The organism is Thiomicrospira microaerophila, from assembly GCF_023278225.1.
Taxonomy (GTDB): Bacteria; Pseudomonadota; Gammaproteobacteria; order Thiomicrospirales; family Thiomicrospiraceae; genus Thiomicrospira; species Thiomicrospira microaerophila_A.
In genome coordinates, this window is record NZ_CP070959.1 from 2,381,577 (window position 1) to 2,398,347 (window position 16,771).

The window sequence follows — 16,771 nt, forward strand, 5'->3', positions numbered from 1 at the left end:
TTCCTAAAGTTCTAATAACTGATCTACATTCTGCCAAAGTTTATCTTGGCTACCGCTCATTGAAAGGCTAGTTAAAAATTTGCCGTTCACAACAATACTGGGCACACCCTCAACACCAAAAGCTTCAGTTAATCGCTGTGCTCGACGCACGGCTTGATCTACTTTGAACGAATTAAAGCTGTCTGTGAAAGCTTGCTCGGTAACACCAAATTGGCTATGGAACCGAGCAATCGATGCCAGATTGTTAAGGGGTAGCTTATCACGGTGGAGTGCGTCAAAAAAAGCTTGGTTTGAGCGGTCAATAATACCGAGATCTTCCGCAGCATAATAAACCTTAGCCATAAACACCCAACTTGGGTTGTTGAGAACCGCAGGAAGACGTTCAAAATGCACATCGCGTGGCTTACGGCGAAGCCACTGGTACAGGCTGTCCTGCAGGTTGTAGCAGTGCGGACAACCATAAAAAAACACCTCGGTAACTTGCTTATGATGAGGAGCTATCGATTGTATTTGACGTAGGTTTTTATAATCAACACCAGGTCGAACAGATGACCAGGCCTGTTTGCTCAACCCGCCTAAAAAGGCGAGTCCGCTAAGCTGTAATAAACGTCGTCTAAGCATGGTTTGCTCCTAGAGTTCGCCGTAAGAATGTAAACCGGATAAGAAGATATTAACCCCTAAGAAAGCAAAGGTGGTGATAAACAAACCTATAACTGCCCACCAAGCCATTGGTGCACCATGCCAACCTTTGGTCATGCGGATATGTAACCAAGCGGCATAGTTTAGCCAAACAATCAGTGCCCAGGTTTCTTTAGGATCCCAAGACCAATAGCCGCCCCAAGCTTCTGCCGCCCACATTGCACCTAGAATAGTTGCCACAGTAAAGAACGCAAAACCTATTGCGATGGCGCGATACATAATATCGTCCATGATTTGATGGCTTGGTAAAGCTTTGAGTAAACCACTATTAGGTTTACGTTTTTCTATCGATAGACGCATCAGCATAGCAACACCGACCATTGCGGCAATCGAGAAACCGCCATATCCGACAAAGTTGGCTGGTACGTGAATTTTCATCCACCAGCTTTGTAAAGCAGGAATCAGCGGTTGAATTTCGTGGGCTTGGCGATCAAACACATACCAAAGCACAAACAATACCGAAGCACTCATCACGATCATTACAAAACCACCCATAGCACGGGTTTTGAATTTTTGTTCGTAGTAGAGGTACATTAATACGGTCATAACCACAAACAGGATAAAGACTTCATACAATGAGCTAACGGGGATATGACCATAATCTGGGCTGATTAAGTAGGATTCTTTCCAGCGCACCATTAAGCCGACAAAACCAAAGGTTGCGGCAGCCCAGGCAATAAAGGTGGAGAGTTTATAAATGAAGTCTGAATTTCTAAATAAACCAAAAAAGTAGGTAACCGTAGATACCAGAACTAGAAAGGTCATCCACATGATCGCGGCTTGGCTGGAAATTAAGTATTTAAGGAAGAAGACTTCTTCTTGTGCTTCGTAGTTAAAGTCATTTCGCGCATATAGCCAAATAGCAAACAAACTAACGGCTGCAACCACATAACTAAAGGTTTGAAAACTACGCCAGTACCAGCCGAGCCAAACAGCGGATAAGGCCGTACCGAATAAAATTGCGACTTCATAGCCATCCATTTCATTTTGATAATATTGCCAAGCAATCAATGAACCGACGAATAATGCCAGGGTCCAAAGAATGTCTCTAGGGGTAAACACCTCTAAAAAACTTTGTTTTTTTATTGTCATGTCCATAAGTAGCCGCCTCTTAACTATTAAGCCTTAAAGTTGGTAACGAGTTGTTCAAACTCTTTATCTGTTTCCGGTAGTTTCCGGTTATCGCGTCCTGCGATGGTGATGTCGGTTTGTCCGCCATTCGGTTTTAGATGAATCCACACACGACGTTGACGCACATAAAACATGAAGAAAATGCCGAGTGTCAGTAACGCACTACCAAAATACACCACATTTTTACCGGGTGATTTGGTTATTTGTAAGCCGGTTGACCAGCGTTGATCAAAACTAGTCATTTCAAAAAACATCGGTGGGCCGTAGCGGTTTAAACTGGCAATCGCCGTCATCGCATCTTCAAACCAAACCTGATGTTGTTCACTTATGTCGCCTTCATTTGATACTGCAACACCTTCTTGTTCTAAAACATGTAGATAAAGGGTTTGCAAGGCATTTGCCAATTGACCAAAATAGAAAGCCGCCACCTCTTCTTGTTGGTCTTGGGGTACATTGGTTTGGATGAAATGACTTATGCCATCAAATCCGGTTTCGCGAAAGAGCTTAACTAGTTGTTGCATCAGTTGCATATGCGTTTCATAGTTAGCGCGATCCATTTCCATAGGTTTAGGCATGGCTAGACGGTAAATACGGTCTGCTTTTGGAGCGTTATTAACCAGGGCTAAAAACTCGAAAAAGCGATTTTTACTGCGTAAGTCATCCGCTGGAATAAACAAATAACGGAAATGATCTGCAACCGAGGTACGTACACCGCTCATATAAAACCAGCGACCTTCTTGAAAGTCCGGGATCATATAATTTTCATATTCCCAAGCACGGCCTTCTTCATTACGAACTCGGAATAAAACACTTGGACCATTGTTTTTCATTTTACGACCGGTGGCGAGTGCATCTTCTTCACTGCGCGGCACAATGTTGTGCAGTTTAAAGTCACTAAACTCAACACGGAAACGTCCTGCGGGTGTGGTTAAAGATTCATTGCGGTTAATCGCTGATTCGATTTCAGTTTTGCTGATATGCGGTGAAGCAAGTGCATAAACATTCATATTTACCAACGAGCCACCATCGCCATAGGACGATTGGTAAATCGCATAATTTTTGTAGTAGAGCGGGTGGTTAACTTCTATGGTTTTTCTTAGAGGTTCTTCTAAATCATCCGCATACAGAATTAGATCACTTTCATAGGTGCGTGGCATACCATTGTCATAGTAGTCAATACGGAAGGCTTCAACTTCAATTCTAAATGGCAGTTGTTGAACTAAATAGCCTTCTTTCCAAGGTAAAAATAATACATCGGCATCTCGGCCTTCAGTAATGTTGACATTGCCTCGATAGGAAAAGTTTGATGGAGGAAGCCATGCGCGCTTATCAACTTCGCTGAGTGGTACTGAGCGGGTTTCAGCTTTCATAGTTCCAGTGAGTTCGTAAAACTTGAGATAGATATTGCTATCCAATAATGCGCCAATGCAAATAATGATAATTGAGATATGGCTAAAGAAGTAACCGAGGCGGTTCCAATGGCCTTTTAGACCTGCAACAGTGACAGAACCATCATCACGTTGATTGATGCGCGTTTTAAACCCTTCGTGTTTTAAAAACTCGTTGGCATAATTTTTTTGTTGTTCAAAATCACCGGCAATAGAAAATTCGGCATGGTTAGGTTGGTGTTTGAGGGCGGTCAACGATAGCTTTTCGCTGTATTCTTTCATGTCTTTGATAAAGATCGGCGTATGACGTGTCACGCAAACCCCGGTAGAGATTAACAGAAACAATAAAACGATCATAAACCAAGCGGCGCCATAAACATCATACAGCGACATGCTGTTATAAACTTCGTACCAGAAGGGGCCAAACTTGATAATGTAATCTTGAACGGGTTGAAATTGTTGAAGCACAGTACCTATGACCGAGGCAATAGATAACATCACAAGCAGTGTGATGGCAAGATTCATCGACCCTAAAAATTCAAGCCAAATATTCGGTCGATTAGGGGTTTTAGTTTTTTTGTTCTGCTCAGACATAGTTTTTTATCTTTTGTTCAATGCTAATAAAATATTGCAGGGATAAGAGTATATACTTCTCTGTTCAAGAGTTAAAGACTCGCTTGTTATTAACCTAGTAGATTTGTAGGGTATTTTAAAACCGACTTAATAGGTTAATAAGGATTAAAAAGGGAATACAAAAGGAACGTTATTCGTTATGCAACATCCACTCTATCAAAAAGCGACCTATCTAAAAAGTGCGCCAAATTTAAGTCATTGCCCAGAAGATGTAGGTTATGAAGTGGCGTTTGCTGGGCGTTCTAATGCGGGAAAATCCAGTGCATTGAACGTGCTGACCTCACAAAAAAGTCTTGCGCGAACCAGTAAAACACCTGGACGCACCCAAATGATTAATTTTTTCCAACTCGATGAACAACGCAGTTTAATTGATTTACCCGGTTATGGTTTTGCTAAGGTCAATGTTAATGTGAAAAAACTGTGGGAAGCAGGCCTGGCGGAATATGTTGAGAAGCGTGAAGCATTAAAAGGGTTAATTTTGATGATGGATGTTCGCCATCCACTGCAACCGCTGGATAAAATGATGTTGGATTGGACACATGAATTAAATTTGCCGGTGCATGTGTTACTGACTAAAGCCGATAAGTTAAGTCGTAATCAAGCGAGCCAAGCATTAATGGGTTTGCAAAAAACACTTAAACACAACTATCCTCATGCAAGTGCGCAACTCTTTTCTTCATTAAACAAGCAGGGCTTAGACCAGGCCTGGTCTAAGCTTGATGAATGGATGGAGTTTGAGCGAACAAATTAAATTAGCCAAGTTTATTGCTTTAAACGCGCTGCGCGTGCTTCTTGATAAACTGGCATAAGGCGCGTTGAGTATTTAGTTAAATCTTTAATACGTGAGTCATAGGAAGGGTGGGTGCTTAAAAACTCCGGGGGTTGATTGCCTTTTGATAATTCAGCCATGCGATTCCAAATATCAATCGCTGCTGAAGGATCATAGCCCGCCATGGCCGCCAGTTCGATACCGATGCGGTCGGCTTCGACTTCATGAACTCGGCTATAGGGCAATAAAATACCGACATTGAGTAAAGCTCCGGCAATATCAAGGGTAACGGCTTGGGCACCGGTAAGTTGACCGACGATACTTAAACCCAGTTGTGTGGCTGCTGCTTGAGAAACACGCTCACGCGCGTGCTCACGAAGGTCATGGGCCATCTCATGGCCCATAATCGCCGCGATTTCATCATCATTAAGCTTGAGTTGGTTGATCAGTCCGGTATAAAACATAATTTTTCCGCCGGGCATAATCCAAGCATTAATGGTGTCTTCTTCGATTAGATTAACTTCCCAATCCCAATTGACTGCATCCTTTCTGAAATGAGCGGTATGAGGAATCATATTGGTCAGGATGGTTTGTAAACGTGCATAAATTGCCTTATCGGTATTTAGTTTTCCGGCTTGTTTGGCTTCAGCGAGCACTTGGCTATAAGCCTGTTGCCCACCTTCAATCATTTGGTTTTGAGAAACTAAAAAAGTTTGTTTACGGTCAACGCCAACCAGGCCTGATTGAGTAGTATTGGTTACTGCACAACTGGTTAATAATAATGAAATTAAAACAACGGAAATCCACTTAATGACCATTTTCTGAGCCTCCTAGTCTAGCTACGGATACTATTATAATCAAAACAAGGTTGGGCAAAACGCCAACGGGCTTTATAATCTTCTACAAGATGTTTTAAGAATGGAAACCAATAGAATGAATATAGATCAGGTAAAAGATTATTTACTCGCGTTACAAGATGATATTTGTGCTCAACTCGCAGAAGAAGATGGGTCTAAGGACTTTATTATTGATGCTTGGGAGCGTGAAGGCGAGCAGGGTTCAATGGGTTTAACCGGTGGTGGTCGTTCGCGAGTTTTGGAAAATGGTGCAGTGATTGAGAAAGGCGGGGTTAACTTTTCGCATGTACGCGGTAAAACCCTGCCGGCTTCGGCAACGGCTCATCGTCCTGAACTAGCGGGTCGCTCGTTTCAAGCTTTGGGTGTGTCTTTGGTGATTCATCCTCGTAACCCTTATATTCCGACCTCACATGCGAATGTACGCTTGTTTATCGCCGAAAAACAAGGCGAGGCACCGGTCTGGTGGTTTGGTGGTGGGTTTGACTTAACCCCGTTTTATCCGTTTGATGAAGACGTTAAGCACTGGCATCAAATGTCGAAAAATGCCTGTGATCCATTTGGCGACGAGATTTACCCTAAATATAAAAAATGGTGTGATGAGTATTTTTATCTTAAACACCGAAACGAAACCCGTGGCGTGGGTGGTTTATTTTACGATGATTTAAATCAGTGGGACTTTGAAACCTGTTTTGCATTTATGCGCTCAGTAGGTGATCATTTTATTAAAGCCTATAGGCCGATCATGGCTAAACGAAAACATACTGAATATACCGAGCGCGAGCGCGATTTTCAGTTATATCGTCGTGGTCGTTATGCTGAGTTTAATTTGGTATTTGACCGTGGTACCTTGTTTGGTTTGCAAACCGGTGGCCGCACCGAGTCAATTTTAATGTCAATGCCACCGCTTGCGTCTTGGAAATATGATTATCAACCCGAAGCGGGTAGCGAAGAAGCCAAGCTATATGATTATCTTACGCCTCGTGAATGGCTAGATTAAATTTAGACTTTAACCCGAATATTTCACAAATTTGCACCGACCTTGCTTGTTCCTTGATTCCACAAGAAATATTTTCTCAGTCGGCCGTAATCATGGATACGGCGCTTCTTCGAAAATTTCCTTGTAAAACCAATGCACTGCGCAATCTCAGCACAAATTAATGAAACATTCGGGTTAAATAACCAGGCCTGCTTATGGAAGAACAGAAAATTCGTTGTGATAAATGGCTTTGGGCGGCGCGTTTTTTTAAAACGCGTGGTCTGGCCTCTGATGCACTTAAAGGTGGTAAGGTTGAGCTGAATGGCAGCAAGCCTAAAGCCAGTAAAACCCTTGCCGTGGGTGATAAGTTAAAGATTACCCAGGTGCATAGAAAAGTTGAGATTGAGGTAGTGGCGCTTTCTGATAAACGCGGGAGTGCAGAGCAGGCTCAAACTCTTTACAAATTAGTTTATGAAGAATTATTGCAACGAAAACCCACCGCAGATATGGCGCTGTTGGGTTATAGAGAAAAGGGCAAGGGGCGTCCTACGAAACGTGAAAGACGTCAGATTGAGAGTTTTGTCGGTTTTGAAGATTAAACCAGGTTAGCCTCGATCAGTTGTTTGAGTTCATCAAATTTTACCGGTTTGTGTAGATAACCTACTGCGCCTACCCGATGAGTTTCGTTTTCTATGTCAATGTCGGCATGACCACTCATTACAATACAAGGTAGATTGTTGTTATGTTGTTTAATTGTTTCAATTAAACTTAAGCCATCGACTTTTGGCATACGAATATCGGTCAGCACCAAGTCATAGACACCGGTTTGAATTTTTTCTAAGGCTTCATTAGCATTTATTGCTGTTTCAACTTGAAAGCCTGCCATTTCTAGTCGCCATTTTAAAACCTTTAAAATGGCCAGTTCGTCATCTACTATCAATAATTTAATCATCGGTTGCCTCAGCATTCTGATGGGGAATATATAGAATAAAGCGTGTACCTTTTCCTAGCTTAGATTCAATTTTTAATTCTATATTAAATTCATGCAAAATATTATTGACGATAGAAAGGCCTAAGCCAGTGCCTTCGCCGGTTTCTTTGGTGGTATAGAAAGGATCTAAACAATGCTGTCTTGTCATTTCATCCATACCACAACCATTGTCTTCAATCGTTAAAATGACATGCTTTAAATCGCATTCTAAGTGAACACGAATTTTACGGTGCTGATGGGCAATCTTTTCTAAGGCCTGGCTGGCATTGGTAATGATATTGACAATCACCTGTTCAAGTTTTTGTTGTTCTACCTGTATATTAGGGCAGTCCTCTCTGATTTCTTCTATTAAATCTATCGCATTTACGCGTAATTGTTCTCTAAAAAAAGTCAGTGCATTGTTAATCGGTTTGTGTGGCGCAATCCATTGTCTTGGTGAAGGATTAAGGCGTGCGTAAGAGCGCATATTGTTAATAATGACGCTAATACGATCAACCTGGTTAACAATGTCTTGAGTAATTTCAATTTCAAACGCATCTGGGTTTTGCATGCTAAGTGATTCTTTAATGCCTTCAGCAGCTAAGCGAATCACGGCCAAAGGTTGATTAATTTCATGGGCAATCCCCGTGGCCATTTCACCTAGCGATTTTAAACGACCCGCATGGGCCATTTGAGCTTGATAGGCGAGTTTAGCCTCAGCCAATTTAATCGACTGTATGTCTTTAATAATGACGAGATATTGAACGGGTTGTGTTGTTTTAAAGTCTTTGAAACCTGTGCTGGTTAAAACACCATAATGTTCAATTTGGTTTTTTAGTTTAAACTTAACTTCAATCTGTGGTTCATCTTTATTATTTTCAGCTTTGTTTTGTATTTGCTCAATTAAGCTTGAATGTGTGTCTAGCGGTTTTACAAATTGTTGAATGAGTTTTTTATTTATCTGAGATAAGTCTTTGTTTAGTTGGCTCAGTGCGCTTTGATTCGCATTTAATATTCTTCCGTCTTGATCAATAACGAGTAGCCAATCTTGGATAGTATTAATAATTTTATTGTTGAATTCTTTGGTTTGCCTCAAGGCATGGTTTGTTGAGGTTTGATAAGCATTTAATTTATGAATACTTTTCCAGACGAACCCAATCATCACAACCAATCCGAGTAGAAAAGCGATAAATTGAAAGGTGAATTCAGGCGTAAGATCATCAAGGTACTCGGGTTCAATCCAAAAATTGACTTGGGCGATGACGGTATTATTTTGATTGGAATAAAGTTTTTTTTCAATTTCAAAACAGTCATGGCATTCAATGTTGCCGCGTATCAGAGAGCCGGAGTGATCTGGAAATACCTGCGAGTTAAACCTAATTTTGAGGCCTTTTACGAAAGGGGGTTGCTCGACTTCTGCCGAATAACTCAGCAGTTTTTGGATCTCACCGCTTAATAAATCAGCGTTTTCTAGTACTTCTTGGCGTAATAGATTTTGTACCATCATGTTAATGATCAGCGATGCTTGATTTTCAGTTTGAGATTGAAGCTTAGGTTGTAAAACGCTATAAAAATAAGTGAGAGCAATGAGTATTAAGCTAAGCATCATCGCCAAGAGTATAAAACTTAGTTGACCATTTTTATTCTGATGGTTTTCAGAGATCATAGTAATGAATCCTGTCTAAAAGCATTATTTAATAGAGTATTTGCTTTATTTAGCTAGTAATATAAATGGAATAAAAAGCAGTAGCAAGTTTGTTTGAAAAGAGGTTAGGCGTTGTCTGAAAAGATAGAGTAGTTGTGAAAGTTAGAAGTTATTGAATGTTTAGGGTTAAGTCCCTAAACATTCAATTGAAAACGTGAGCTTAGCCTTTTGCTAGAGCAGCGCGTTTTTTCTCTACTAGATTATGGATAATCGGTGACATCAATAAATCCATCGCAAGCACCATGTGCTCTGAGTTATAAACCAGAGTCTCAGGAGTTTGTAACCAAGCACCGGGAATCTTATCGGCAATCGCTTGTAAATCAATATCCTGATGACGAACATGGGTGACCATCAACGAGTTTTTAGGCTCAGGCACTAAGGCTGCTTCGTCTTTAAGGGTTGAGAAGGGATCCGACGTGTCAACTAGGGGTACACGGTGGAAGTTAATATGGGTACGGTGGAACTGAGGAACGATGTACTCAATATAGTCTTCCATACGCTCAAGAATAACGTCACGTACCTGACCGACAGAATAAGGACGCTCTGAGGTATCACGGTAGATTTTCTGCATCCATTCGATATTGACGACTGGGCAAACGCCAATCCCTAGGTCAACATACTGGGCCACATCATGCATACCTTCTTCCGGGCCATGATCTTTACGTTTAACCATGCCGTGTAAGCCTTCGTAGAAAAGCACATCAGTGCCTTCAGGAATATCTTCCCATGGTGTGAATTCACCCGGTTTAAGATTAGTGCCTAAACGTGCGTTTAATTCAGCGGCTTCTTCATCGCTATGGATATAGTAACGACGTTTGCCGGTACCGGTTTCGCGGTATTGCGCAAATAATTCTTCTAGCTTCTGAAACTCGTTGGCATGCTCAGAGAAGTGAGTGAGTACACGTGTACCGTTCGCTTTGCTTTCAGCGACTTTTTCACGCATCGCCATACGATCATATTTATGGAAGCTATCGCCTTCGATAATCGCCGCATTAAGGTTTTCACGTGCAAAAATTTTCTCCACAGCACGTTTAACAAAAGAAGTACCGGCACCTGATGATCCAGTTACCGTTACGATAGGGTGAGTTGCAGACATAATGCCTCCTTTCTTGGTGAAATAAGCAGACTGGTTAACCAGGCCTGCTTGCTATAATTAAAGTTTTATACTGTTAAACGTCAATGTTTTCAGCGCGTAACGCGTTGCTTTCGATAAAGTCTCGTCGCGGTTCAACGTGATCGCCCATTAAAGTGGTGAATACTTGATCGGCTTCAATGGCATCTTGTACTTTCACTTGAAGCAAGCGACGCGTTTCCGGGTTCATGGTGGTTTCCCAGAGTTGTTCCGGGTTCATTTCCCCCAAGCCTTTATAGCGTTGTACGCTTTGGCCACGTTTAGCTTCGTTGAGTAACCATTCAAGTGCATCCTTGAATGAGTTAACGGCTTGTTGTTTTTCGCCACGTTGCACATAAGCGGATTCAGTTAACAAGCCCTGTAAGGTATCACTTAGTTTAGCAATTGCGCTATATTCTGGCGAACTAAAAAATTCTTCGCCATAGATTTGTGTACTTAAGGTGCCGTGTTCACGCTGTGCTAAGCGAAGATGGAATTGGGCATCACCTTCTAAAGCGGGTTCAACATGAATATTGAAAGTTACTTTTTGTGCTTCGCCCAAAGCTTGTAATCTGGGTTCAACGGCTTTTGCCCAAGCAGTCAAAGCATCAAAGTCATTAAGCATTTCTGATTTGATAACGGGCGCATCGGTTAATAACTCTAAATAAGTTTGGTTAAAACGGCGTGACAAACGGCTAATAATGCGTTTTACCTGTAAAAATTGTTTTGCTAATTGTTCTAATGCGACTTCTTTGATGCTTGGTCCTTGATCGGAAACAAACACACCCGCCGCGTCAAGCGCACTATTTAACAGGTAGTTTTCAAGTTCGGTATCGTCTTTCAGATAGGTTTCTTGTTTGCCCTTTTTCACTTTATAAAGCGGAGGTTGGGCGATATAGACATAACCGTTTTCAATTAAATCCGGAAGTTGACGGTAGAAAAACGTCAGCAAAAGAGTTCGAATATGCGAGCCATCAACGTCAGCGTCGGTCATAATGATAATGCGATGATAACGCAGTTTCTCTAGGTTATATTCATCAGGGCCTATGCCGCAGCCAAGAGCGGTAATCAGTGTCCCCACTTCGGCTGATGATATCATCTTGTCAAAGCGTGCACGTTCTACGTTTAGAATTTTACCTTTGAGCGGTAAGATGGCTTGACGGCGGCGATCACGGCCTTGTTTGGCTGATCCACCCGCAGAGTCACCCTCCACCAGATAGAGTTCGCTTAGTGCGGGATCTTTTTCTTGGCAATCAGCAAGTTTTCCAGGCAGGCCTGCTATGTCTAGTGCACCTTTGCGACGGGTCATTTCGCGAGCTTTACGGGCTGCCTCACGAGCACGCGCCGCATCAACAATCTTAGCAAAAACCGCTTTGGCTTCATTCGGGTTTTCGAGTAGGTACTCAGCGAGCTTTTCGTTCATCGCGGTTTCTACCGCTGACTTCACTTCAGAGGACACGAGTTTATCTTTGGTTTGTGAAGAAAATTTCGGGTCGGGTACCTTAACCGAAATGACCGCAGCCAAACCTTCACGCGCATCATCACCTGAAATATTAATTTTGAATTTTTTGTTGAGGCCTTCTTTTTCAATATAGCTATTCAGCGTTCGGGTTAAAGCCGCACGAAAGCCTGATAAATGTGTTCCGCCATCACGTTGCGGGATATTGTTGGTAAAACAAAAAATGGATTCTTGGTAGGAATCTGACCATTGCATCGCCACTTCGACGGTAATATCGTCTTTAAGCGTAGTAAAGTGAAAAGCCTTGTCATTAATTGGTGTTTTATTGTGATTGATAAAATCGACAAAGGCCAGAATACCACCTTCATATTGAAACACCTGTTTGCGGTCATCACGTTTATCAATCAGCTCAATGTACACACCTGAGTTAAGAAAAGATAATTCGCGCAAACGCTTTAGCAATTGATCGAAATTAAACTCAGTAATGGCAAAGATTTCTGCACTGGGTTTAAAGCGTATTTCGGTACCGGTTTTATCAGAGTCGCCCGTTGCGGTGAGTGGAGCTTGGGGAACACCCAGGTGGTAGGTTTGCTTCCAAACCTTACCATTTCGATGAATGATCAAGTTTAGTTCTTCTGAAAGCGCGTTAACAACGGAAACCCCCACGCCATGTAATCCGCCTGAAACCTTATACGAATTATCATCAAACTTACCGCCGGCGTGCAGAACCGTCATAATAACTTCAGCGGCGGATACACCTTCTTCTTTGTGAATATCAACCGGAATACCACGACCATTATCGGTAACCGACACCGAACCATCGGTATGTATAATCACTTTAATCGTATCGCAATGCCCCGCCAAGGCTTCGTCAATGGCATTATCGACCACTTCGAACACCATGTGATGTAGGCCGGAACCGTCATCGGTATCCCCAATATACATGCCTGGACGTTTGCGAACAGCGTCAAGACCTTTTAAGACTTTAATCGATGAAGAATCGTATAACTTGGGTTCGATGTTGGTTTCTGACATAGCGCTTAGACTTTGGTTACAAAAATAATCAGATGATTTTACCACAATTTTTGTAAATCCGTTTTGCTTGGTTTTTTGTAAGTTTAATTGCATTTTGACCCATAAAAAATAAGCTTAGCGTTGACCGGCTAGCATGGATCAAAATTTATTCACAGTCTTGTGAATTCTAGGTGATAAACTAAAATTGGTTCAGTTAATTTATTAACCTGTTGATATTATTAACTTGATTTATTTGTAAGCAAAAATTATCTATTTTTATTTTGTTCCGTAATAGGTAGAATTGAACTTGAAGTATATGTTTTATGAATGTTTTGTATAGGGTCTTAGCTCGAACAACCATCTGATGACATTACTCAGATAAGAGAAAGGACCCGTTAAATTTTAAAGGAGTCCATCATGTCTACTTACTCTCATGATATTAACCGCGTTCTCAACCAACCCCACACACACGATCATGTTACCGAGGAAGGTGAGCACATTGTTTCAACTGATGTTCAGTTATCCGATATTCCGCGCTGGCTAAAAGGCGGTTGGGAAGATATGGCTAGAGCACCGGGCATAACCTTGTTTTATGGTTCTGTAATGGCGCTCGCTGTTTATGCTGTTTATTTTTTCTTTCAAACTAATCCGATTCACATGTTTACCATCGCCACATTGGCGGTAATGATGTCACCATTTTTAGCGACGGGCTTGTACTACACCGCTCAGAAGCTAGAACAGGGTGAAAAACCTTCACTCGTTTCTTCTATGGTGTCCTGGAAGGTCAATGCTGGGGATATAGGGCTTTTTGCGGCGGTTTTAGGTGTGATTACCGCAGCCTGGGCAACCTTTACTCCACTATTGGCAGCGATTGTTGTTCAATCACACGGATTGCTGATTGTTGATCCTAGTTTGGGTGTAGCAGGCTTTTTGTTGTCGGAAGCAGGTCTAAGTTTTATGGTTTACTTTAGCCTACTTGCGGTTGCCTTAACGGCGTTTGTCTTCACCATCAGCGTGGTTACAATTCCGTTGTTGTTGAAAGATACTAATATTGGTGCAGTTCAAGCCATGATTATTAGCTTTAAAATTGCGATGGAAAACAAAGGTGTTATGGCTGTTTGGGCAATGGTGATTGGCTTGCTTGTCGCAGTCGGTATTTTCTCACTTGGTTTAGGTATGTTCATTGTGATGCCATTGCTCGGTTATGCAAGCTGGCATGCGTTTAATGATTTGGTGAAAATTGTACCTGCAGAAAAATAATTATAAGTTAGCTATGTTTATGCTTTTTAAGCCCAGCGATGCTGGGTTTTTTTATTTAAATTTAACCAAATCGGAGCAACTATGCTAGCAACCCAGTTTATTCAATGCCCTTATTGTTGGCAGCAAGTCGAAATCGTTATTGATCCCTCTGAACCGGAGCAAGACTATATCGAAGACTGTTATGTCTGTTGTCGCCCGATTCAGTTGAAGATCAAGGTGGGCGATGATGGCGAGCTTGAAGTCCAAGCTCGCAGTGAGGATGAGTCGTTTTAGAGTTTACAGCCCCTGAAACACAAATGGTTTGCTGGCTTTAAAATGTTTGCTAGACTCTCCGGCGTAGATTTGTCCGGCATCTAAAGCCAGCTTTTTAACCGATGCATTCGGGCTGAAATCGAGTTTGTTTAGATCGACCCAGACTGTGTTTGGGGTGAGTACACTTTCATAATAATAAACCAGTCTATTTTGATCGGCTACCACTCGCCAGCGGGTGTTGGAGATGTGAGGTTGGTCGGGTGTTGAAATGCCATAGGGAACTGAAACATTTCGAATGACACTAAATAAACTGGCGACTGATATCTGAGGGTCGGTGGTTTGCGGAATCGCATTGACGTAGTAGGAAGCACGAACAAATCGATCTGAAGCGCGATTAGAACCAGGCAGCATGATGGTGCCGGGAATGTTTTCCCAATAGCCTTTAATCGCTAGCTGTTGTTCAAATACTGGGTCATTGGTCATGACGTTATAGTTTCGGTTATGGTGAATAACCAGTTTACCTTCGATATATTCAAAAATAGCATTATCTCCGGTCGCATCCGATAGGGAGAGATGAACCGTGGTAAATTTATCGGTACCGGGTATAAAGTCGGTCACCACTGCAAATTCTTCTTTTGCTAAGGCGCTAACCGCTTCATTAACTGTCGCGAAGTTATCAAGGGCGTATTGTGCCCAAGCTGCAATGGTTAAGCCGGGTTGGTCACCGTCTTTTTCAAAAGCAGGGTATTGTGATTCAACCAACCAAAGCAGGTTAGCAACCAGCCCTTTTTCATTCATGCCATCGGTAGTAGCTATATCCCAAGAACTGGTCACAAGACTACCATAGCGTGAGGTCCATTCAATCGAGTTTTTGCCTACTTCACCATTGCGACTCATACCGCGCGGAAATACCCATAGGTTCGCCGGAATTTCGATTGAAAAATCCATGCTGCGACCAGTAAGAATGTTATTTTCAGGACCCTGATAAACAACCCGCGTACAGGCATGGGTTTGGCTCAGAGGTACTAGGGATAAAGCGATTAAACTGGAAATTAGTGTTGATTTTAAAAGTCTCATTGTTTTGGCCTGATTGGAGTTTTAATTGTAACTTAGGAGATTATCACTGTTTTGTTTGGTGGTAAACCGTTTAATTTTACGGTAACCTCTTGATTCATCAATCTAATGGTTTTGCAACCCTGGCTTAGCAAGAGGGCCGTTTAATGTCTTTTAGTCGTAATTTAATCAGTCAGTCCAAGTTTCAGGCGCTATTTATCGTGCAGTTTTTCGGTGCGTTTAATGATAATTTGTTTAAAAATGCCTTGGTGATGCTGATTACCTACCGAATTATGGTCGATAGTGATGCGGGGTTAGCTATTACTTTAGCTGCAGGCTTGTTTATTTTGCCGTTTTTTTTGTTTTCGCCCTATGGCGGCTATTTGGCAGACCGTTGGGATAAGGTTTGGTTGATGCGCAAAATCAAACTGGCTGAAGTCTTAATTATGTTAATGGCGTCTTTAGCCCTCGTCAGCGGCGAAATGGGTTTGATGTTAATGGTGCTGTTTTTATTAGGTTTGCAGTCGGCGTTTTTTGGGCCGATTAAGTATTCAATATTGCCGGAGCAGGTACCTTTAAATCAATTAATGCAAGCGAATGCATGGTTTAGTGGTTCCACCTTTGTGGCCATTTTAATCGGCACTGTTATCGGGGGCTTGGTGGTGCTGATGGACGGCGGGATTTTTTGGTTGAGCGGTTTGATGCTGGGTTTGGCATTGTTGGGCTATATGGCAAGTCGAATGATTCCGTTAGCGAACGCATCACAACAAAAGATAGAAACTACGCCTGAAAAGGACGCTGAAAATAACGCAGACAACAACCAGGCCTGGTGGACAATCTTTAAAAATACCTTTCAGCATTTTGCCGATGGGCGCGGCTATATTGTGGTGGCGATTTCGTTTTTATGGTTTATTGGTGCATCTTTGTTGAGTCAGTTTCCTATGTGGGTTAAGGATTTTTTGTACGCCGATGAACAGGTCGCGGTGTTGTTTATGGCGTTGTTTGCATTGGGATTTGCGCTCGGGGCATGGTTAATCAATCAACATCTTAAAGGGCGAACTCAGTTGCGTTATCAACCATTTTTATTGTTGTTGATGGCGGTGGCATTGGTCGATGCGATTTGGGTGACGTCTCAAGTCCCGCAGCAAAGTCAGTTGCTCAGCTTAACCGACTATCTAAGTCAGTGGCCGGGCAATCGGGTGATGTTTGATTTATTGCTGCTCGCGCTGTTCGCTGGGGCGTATGCGGTGCCGCTTTATACCCAATTACAACGTCAGGTCGTTAGCCGTCAACGTGCCCAAGCCTTTGCGTTAAATAACGTGATGAATGCGCTGTTTATGGTGGCTTCGGCGCTATTGATAATGTTGGGTTATAGCTTAAATTTTAATTGGCTAGAAGTGGCAGCAGGCCTGGTTTTTGCGATGCTGATCATGGCGATTATTGAATGGCGTTGGCGAAATAATATTACACTATTTGATCATTAGGGAGATCAAA

The 16,771-nt window shown here is 42.2% G+C and carries 15 protein-coding genes; 6 read left to right on the forward strand and 9 right to left on the reverse strand.

The window, feature by feature from the left end:
* Window positions 1-3: 3 nt before the first annotated feature.
* Genes JX580_RS11630 through JX580_RS11640 form a run of 3 tightly spaced genes read right to left on the reverse strand, consistent with a single transcriptional unit; the run spans window position 4 to window position 3,812 of the window.
* Window positions 4-621: a thiol:disulfide interchange protein DsbA/DsbL gene (locus JX580_RS11630; protein WP_248850704.1), complete on the reverse strand. Its 618-nt coding sequence runs from the start codon at window positions 619-621 to the stop codon at window positions 4-6.
* A gap of 9 nt (window positions 622-630) precedes the next feature.
* Window positions 631-1,797: a c-type cytochrome biogenesis protein CcsB gene (gene ccsB / locus JX580_RS11635; RefSeq protein ID WP_248850705.1), complete on the reverse strand. Its 1,167-nt coding sequence runs from the start codon at window positions 1,795-1,797 to the stop codon at window positions 631-633.
* Window positions 1,798-1,817: 20 nt separating this feature from the next.
* The gene (locus JX580_RS11640) at window positions 1,818-3,812 is read right to left on the reverse strand and encodes a cytochrome c biogenesis protein ResB (protein WP_248850706.1); all 1,995 of its coding nucleotides are present in this window, start codon (window positions 3,810-3,812) and stop codon (window positions 1,818-1,820) included.
* Between the two features lie 178 nt (window positions 3,813-3,990).
* On the opposite strand from JX580_RS11640, the gene yihA reads away from it, so the two are divergent.
* Window positions 3,991-4,602 (forward strand): ribosome biogenesis GTP-binding protein YihA/YsxC, encoded by a 612-nt coding sequence (gene yihA / locus JX580_RS11645; protein WP_248850707.1) that lies wholly within the window; start codon window positions 3,991-3,993, stop codon window positions 4,600-4,602.
* A gap of 11 nt (window positions 4,603-4,613) precedes the next feature.
* Here the strand turns inward: yihA and JX580_RS11650 are convergent, their stop codons facing one another.
* Complete coding sequence (locus JX580_RS11650; protein WP_248850708.1) at window positions 4,614-5,438, reverse strand: M48 family metallopeptidase; 825 nt, start codon at window positions 5,436-5,438, stop codon at window positions 4,614-4,616.
* 115 nt (window positions 5,439-5,553) lie between these two features.
* Here JX580_RS11650 and hemF point away from each other — a divergent pair, with 115 nt between their 5' ends.
* Together hemF and JX580_RS11660 are read left to right on the forward strand one after the other, a co-directional pair.
* Window positions 5,554-6,474, forward strand: a complete 921-nt coding sequence (hemF, locus tag JX580_RS11655) for an oxygen-dependent coproporphyrinogen oxidase (RefSeq protein WP_248850709.1) — start codon at window positions 5,554-5,556, stop codon at window positions 6,472-6,474.
* A gap of 194 nt (window positions 6,475-6,668) precedes the next feature.
* Window positions 6,669-7,052, forward strand: coding sequence for an RNA-binding S4 domain-containing protein (locus tag JX580_RS11660; RefSeq protein ID WP_248850710.1), 384 nt, complete (start codon window positions 6,669-6,671; stop codon window positions 7,050-7,052).
* Here JX580_RS11660 and JX580_RS11665 read toward each other — a convergent pair.
* The 4 genes from JX580_RS11665 to gyrB form a co-directional block, all read right to left on the reverse strand.
* A complete protein-coding gene (locus tag JX580_RS11665; RefSeq protein ID WP_248850711.1) occupies window positions 7,049-7,405 on the reverse strand; it encodes a response regulator in 357 nt (118 codons plus the stop codon). The genes JX580_RS11660 and JX580_RS11665 overlap by 4 nt on opposite strands.
* Complete coding sequence (locus JX580_RS11670; RefSeq protein ID WP_248850712.1) at window positions 7,398-9,089, reverse strand: PAS domain-containing sensor histidine kinase; 1,692 nt, start codon at window positions 9,087-9,089, stop codon at window positions 7,398-7,400. The genes JX580_RS11665 and JX580_RS11670 overlap by 8 nt, the downstream gene beginning before the upstream one ends.
* Window positions 9,090-9,288: 199 nt before the next feature.
* Entirely contained in the window at window positions 9,289-10,224 is a 936-nt protein-coding gene (locus tag JX580_RS11675) for a phosphoribulokinase (protein ID WP_248850713.1), read from the reverse strand.
* A gap of 73 nt (window positions 10,225-10,297) precedes the next feature.
* Entirely contained in the window at window positions 10,298-12,733 is a 2,436-nt protein-coding gene (gene gyrB, locus JX580_RS11680) for a DNA topoisomerase (ATP-hydrolyzing) subunit B (protein WP_248850714.1), read from the reverse strand.
* Window positions 12,734-13,129: 396 nt separating this feature from the next.
* On the opposite strand from gyrB, the gene JX580_RS11685 reads away from it, so the two are divergent.
* Together JX580_RS11685 and JX580_RS11690 are read left to right on the forward strand one after the other, a co-directional pair.
* On the forward strand, window positions 13,130-13,972 hold the full coding sequence (locus tag JX580_RS11685) for a DUF2189 domain-containing protein (RefSeq protein WP_248850715.1): 843 nt from the start codon (window positions 13,130-13,132) through the stop codon (window positions 13,970-13,972).
* 81 nt (window positions 13,973-14,053) lie between these two features.
* A complete protein-coding gene (locus JX580_RS11690) occupies window positions 14,054-14,245 on the forward strand; it encodes a CPXCG motif-containing cysteine-rich protein (RefSeq protein ID WP_248850716.1) in 192 nt (63 codons plus the stop codon).
* A gap of 3 nt (window positions 14,246-14,248) precedes the next feature.
* Here the strand turns inward: JX580_RS11690 and JX580_RS11695 are convergent, their stop codons facing one another.
* Window positions 14,249-15,301 carry a linear amide C-N hydrolase gene (locus tag JX580_RS11695; RefSeq protein ID WP_248850717.1) on the reverse strand — a complete coding sequence of 351 codons (1,053 nt, stop codon included), beginning with the start codon at window positions 15,299-15,301 and terminating at the stop codon, window positions 14,249-14,251.
* A gap of 143 nt (window positions 15,302-15,444) precedes the next feature.
* Here JX580_RS11695 and JX580_RS11700 point away from each other — a divergent pair, with 143 nt between their 5' ends.
* A complete protein-coding gene (locus JX580_RS11700; RefSeq protein WP_248850718.1) occupies window positions 15,445-16,761 on the forward strand; it encodes an MFS transporter in 1,317 nt (438 codons plus the stop codon).
* Window positions 16,762-16,771: the final 10 nt, after the last annotated feature.

Coding starts and splice junctions, on each gene's coding strand:
- JX580_RS11630 (WP_248850704.1), bottom strand. CDS start 621: ATGCTTAGACGACGTTTATTACAGCTTAGCGGACTCGCCTTTTTAGGC.
- ccsB (WP_248850705.1), bottom strand. CDS start 1,797: ATGGACATGACAATAAAAAAACAAAGTTTTTTAGAGGTGTTTACCCCT.
- JX580_RS11640 (WP_248850706.1), bottom strand. CDS start 3,812: ATGTCTGAGCAGAACAAAAAAACTAAAACCCCTAATCGACCGAATATT.
- yihA (WP_248850707.1), top strand. CDS start 3,991: ATGCAACATCCACTCTATCAAAAAGCGACCTATCTAAAAAGTGCGCCA.
- JX580_RS11650 (WP_248850708.1), bottom strand. CDS start 5,438: ATGGTCATTAAGTGGATTTCCGTTGTTTTAATTTCATTATTATTAACC.
- hemF (WP_248850709.1), top strand. CDS start 5,554: ATGAATATAGATCAGGTAAAAGATTATTTACTCGCGTTACAAGATGAT.
- JX580_RS11660 (WP_248850710.1), top strand. CDS start 6,669: ATGGAAGAACAGAAAATTCGTTGTGATAAATGGCTTTGGGCGGCGCGT.
- JX580_RS11665 (WP_248850711.1), bottom strand. CDS start 7,405: ATGATTAAATTATTGATAGTAGATGACGAACTGGCCATTTTAAAGGTT.
- JX580_RS11670 (WP_248850712.1), bottom strand. CDS start 9,089: ATGATCTCTGAAAACCATCAGAATAAAAATGGTCAACTAAGTTTTATA.
- JX580_RS11675 (WP_248850713.1), bottom strand. CDS start 10,224: ATGTCTGCAACTCACCCTATCGTAACGGTAACTGGATCATCAGGTGCC.
- gyrB (WP_248850714.1), bottom strand. CDS start 12,733: ATGTCAGAAACCAACATCGAACCCAAGTTATACGATTCTTCATCGATT.
- JX580_RS11685 (WP_248850715.1), top strand. CDS start 13,130: ATGTCTACTTACTCTCATGATATTAACCGCGTTCTCAACCAACCCCAC.
- JX580_RS11690 (WP_248850716.1), top strand. CDS start 14,054: ATGCTAGCAACCCAGTTTATTCAATGCCCTTATTGTTGGCAGCAAGTC.
- JX580_RS11695 (WP_248850717.1), bottom strand. CDS start 15,301: ATGAGACTTTTAAAATCAACACTAATTTCCAGTTTAATCGCTTTATCC.
- JX580_RS11700 (WP_248850718.1), top strand. CDS start 15,445: ATGTCTTTTAGTCGTAATTTAATCAGTCAGTCCAAGTTTCAGGCGCTA.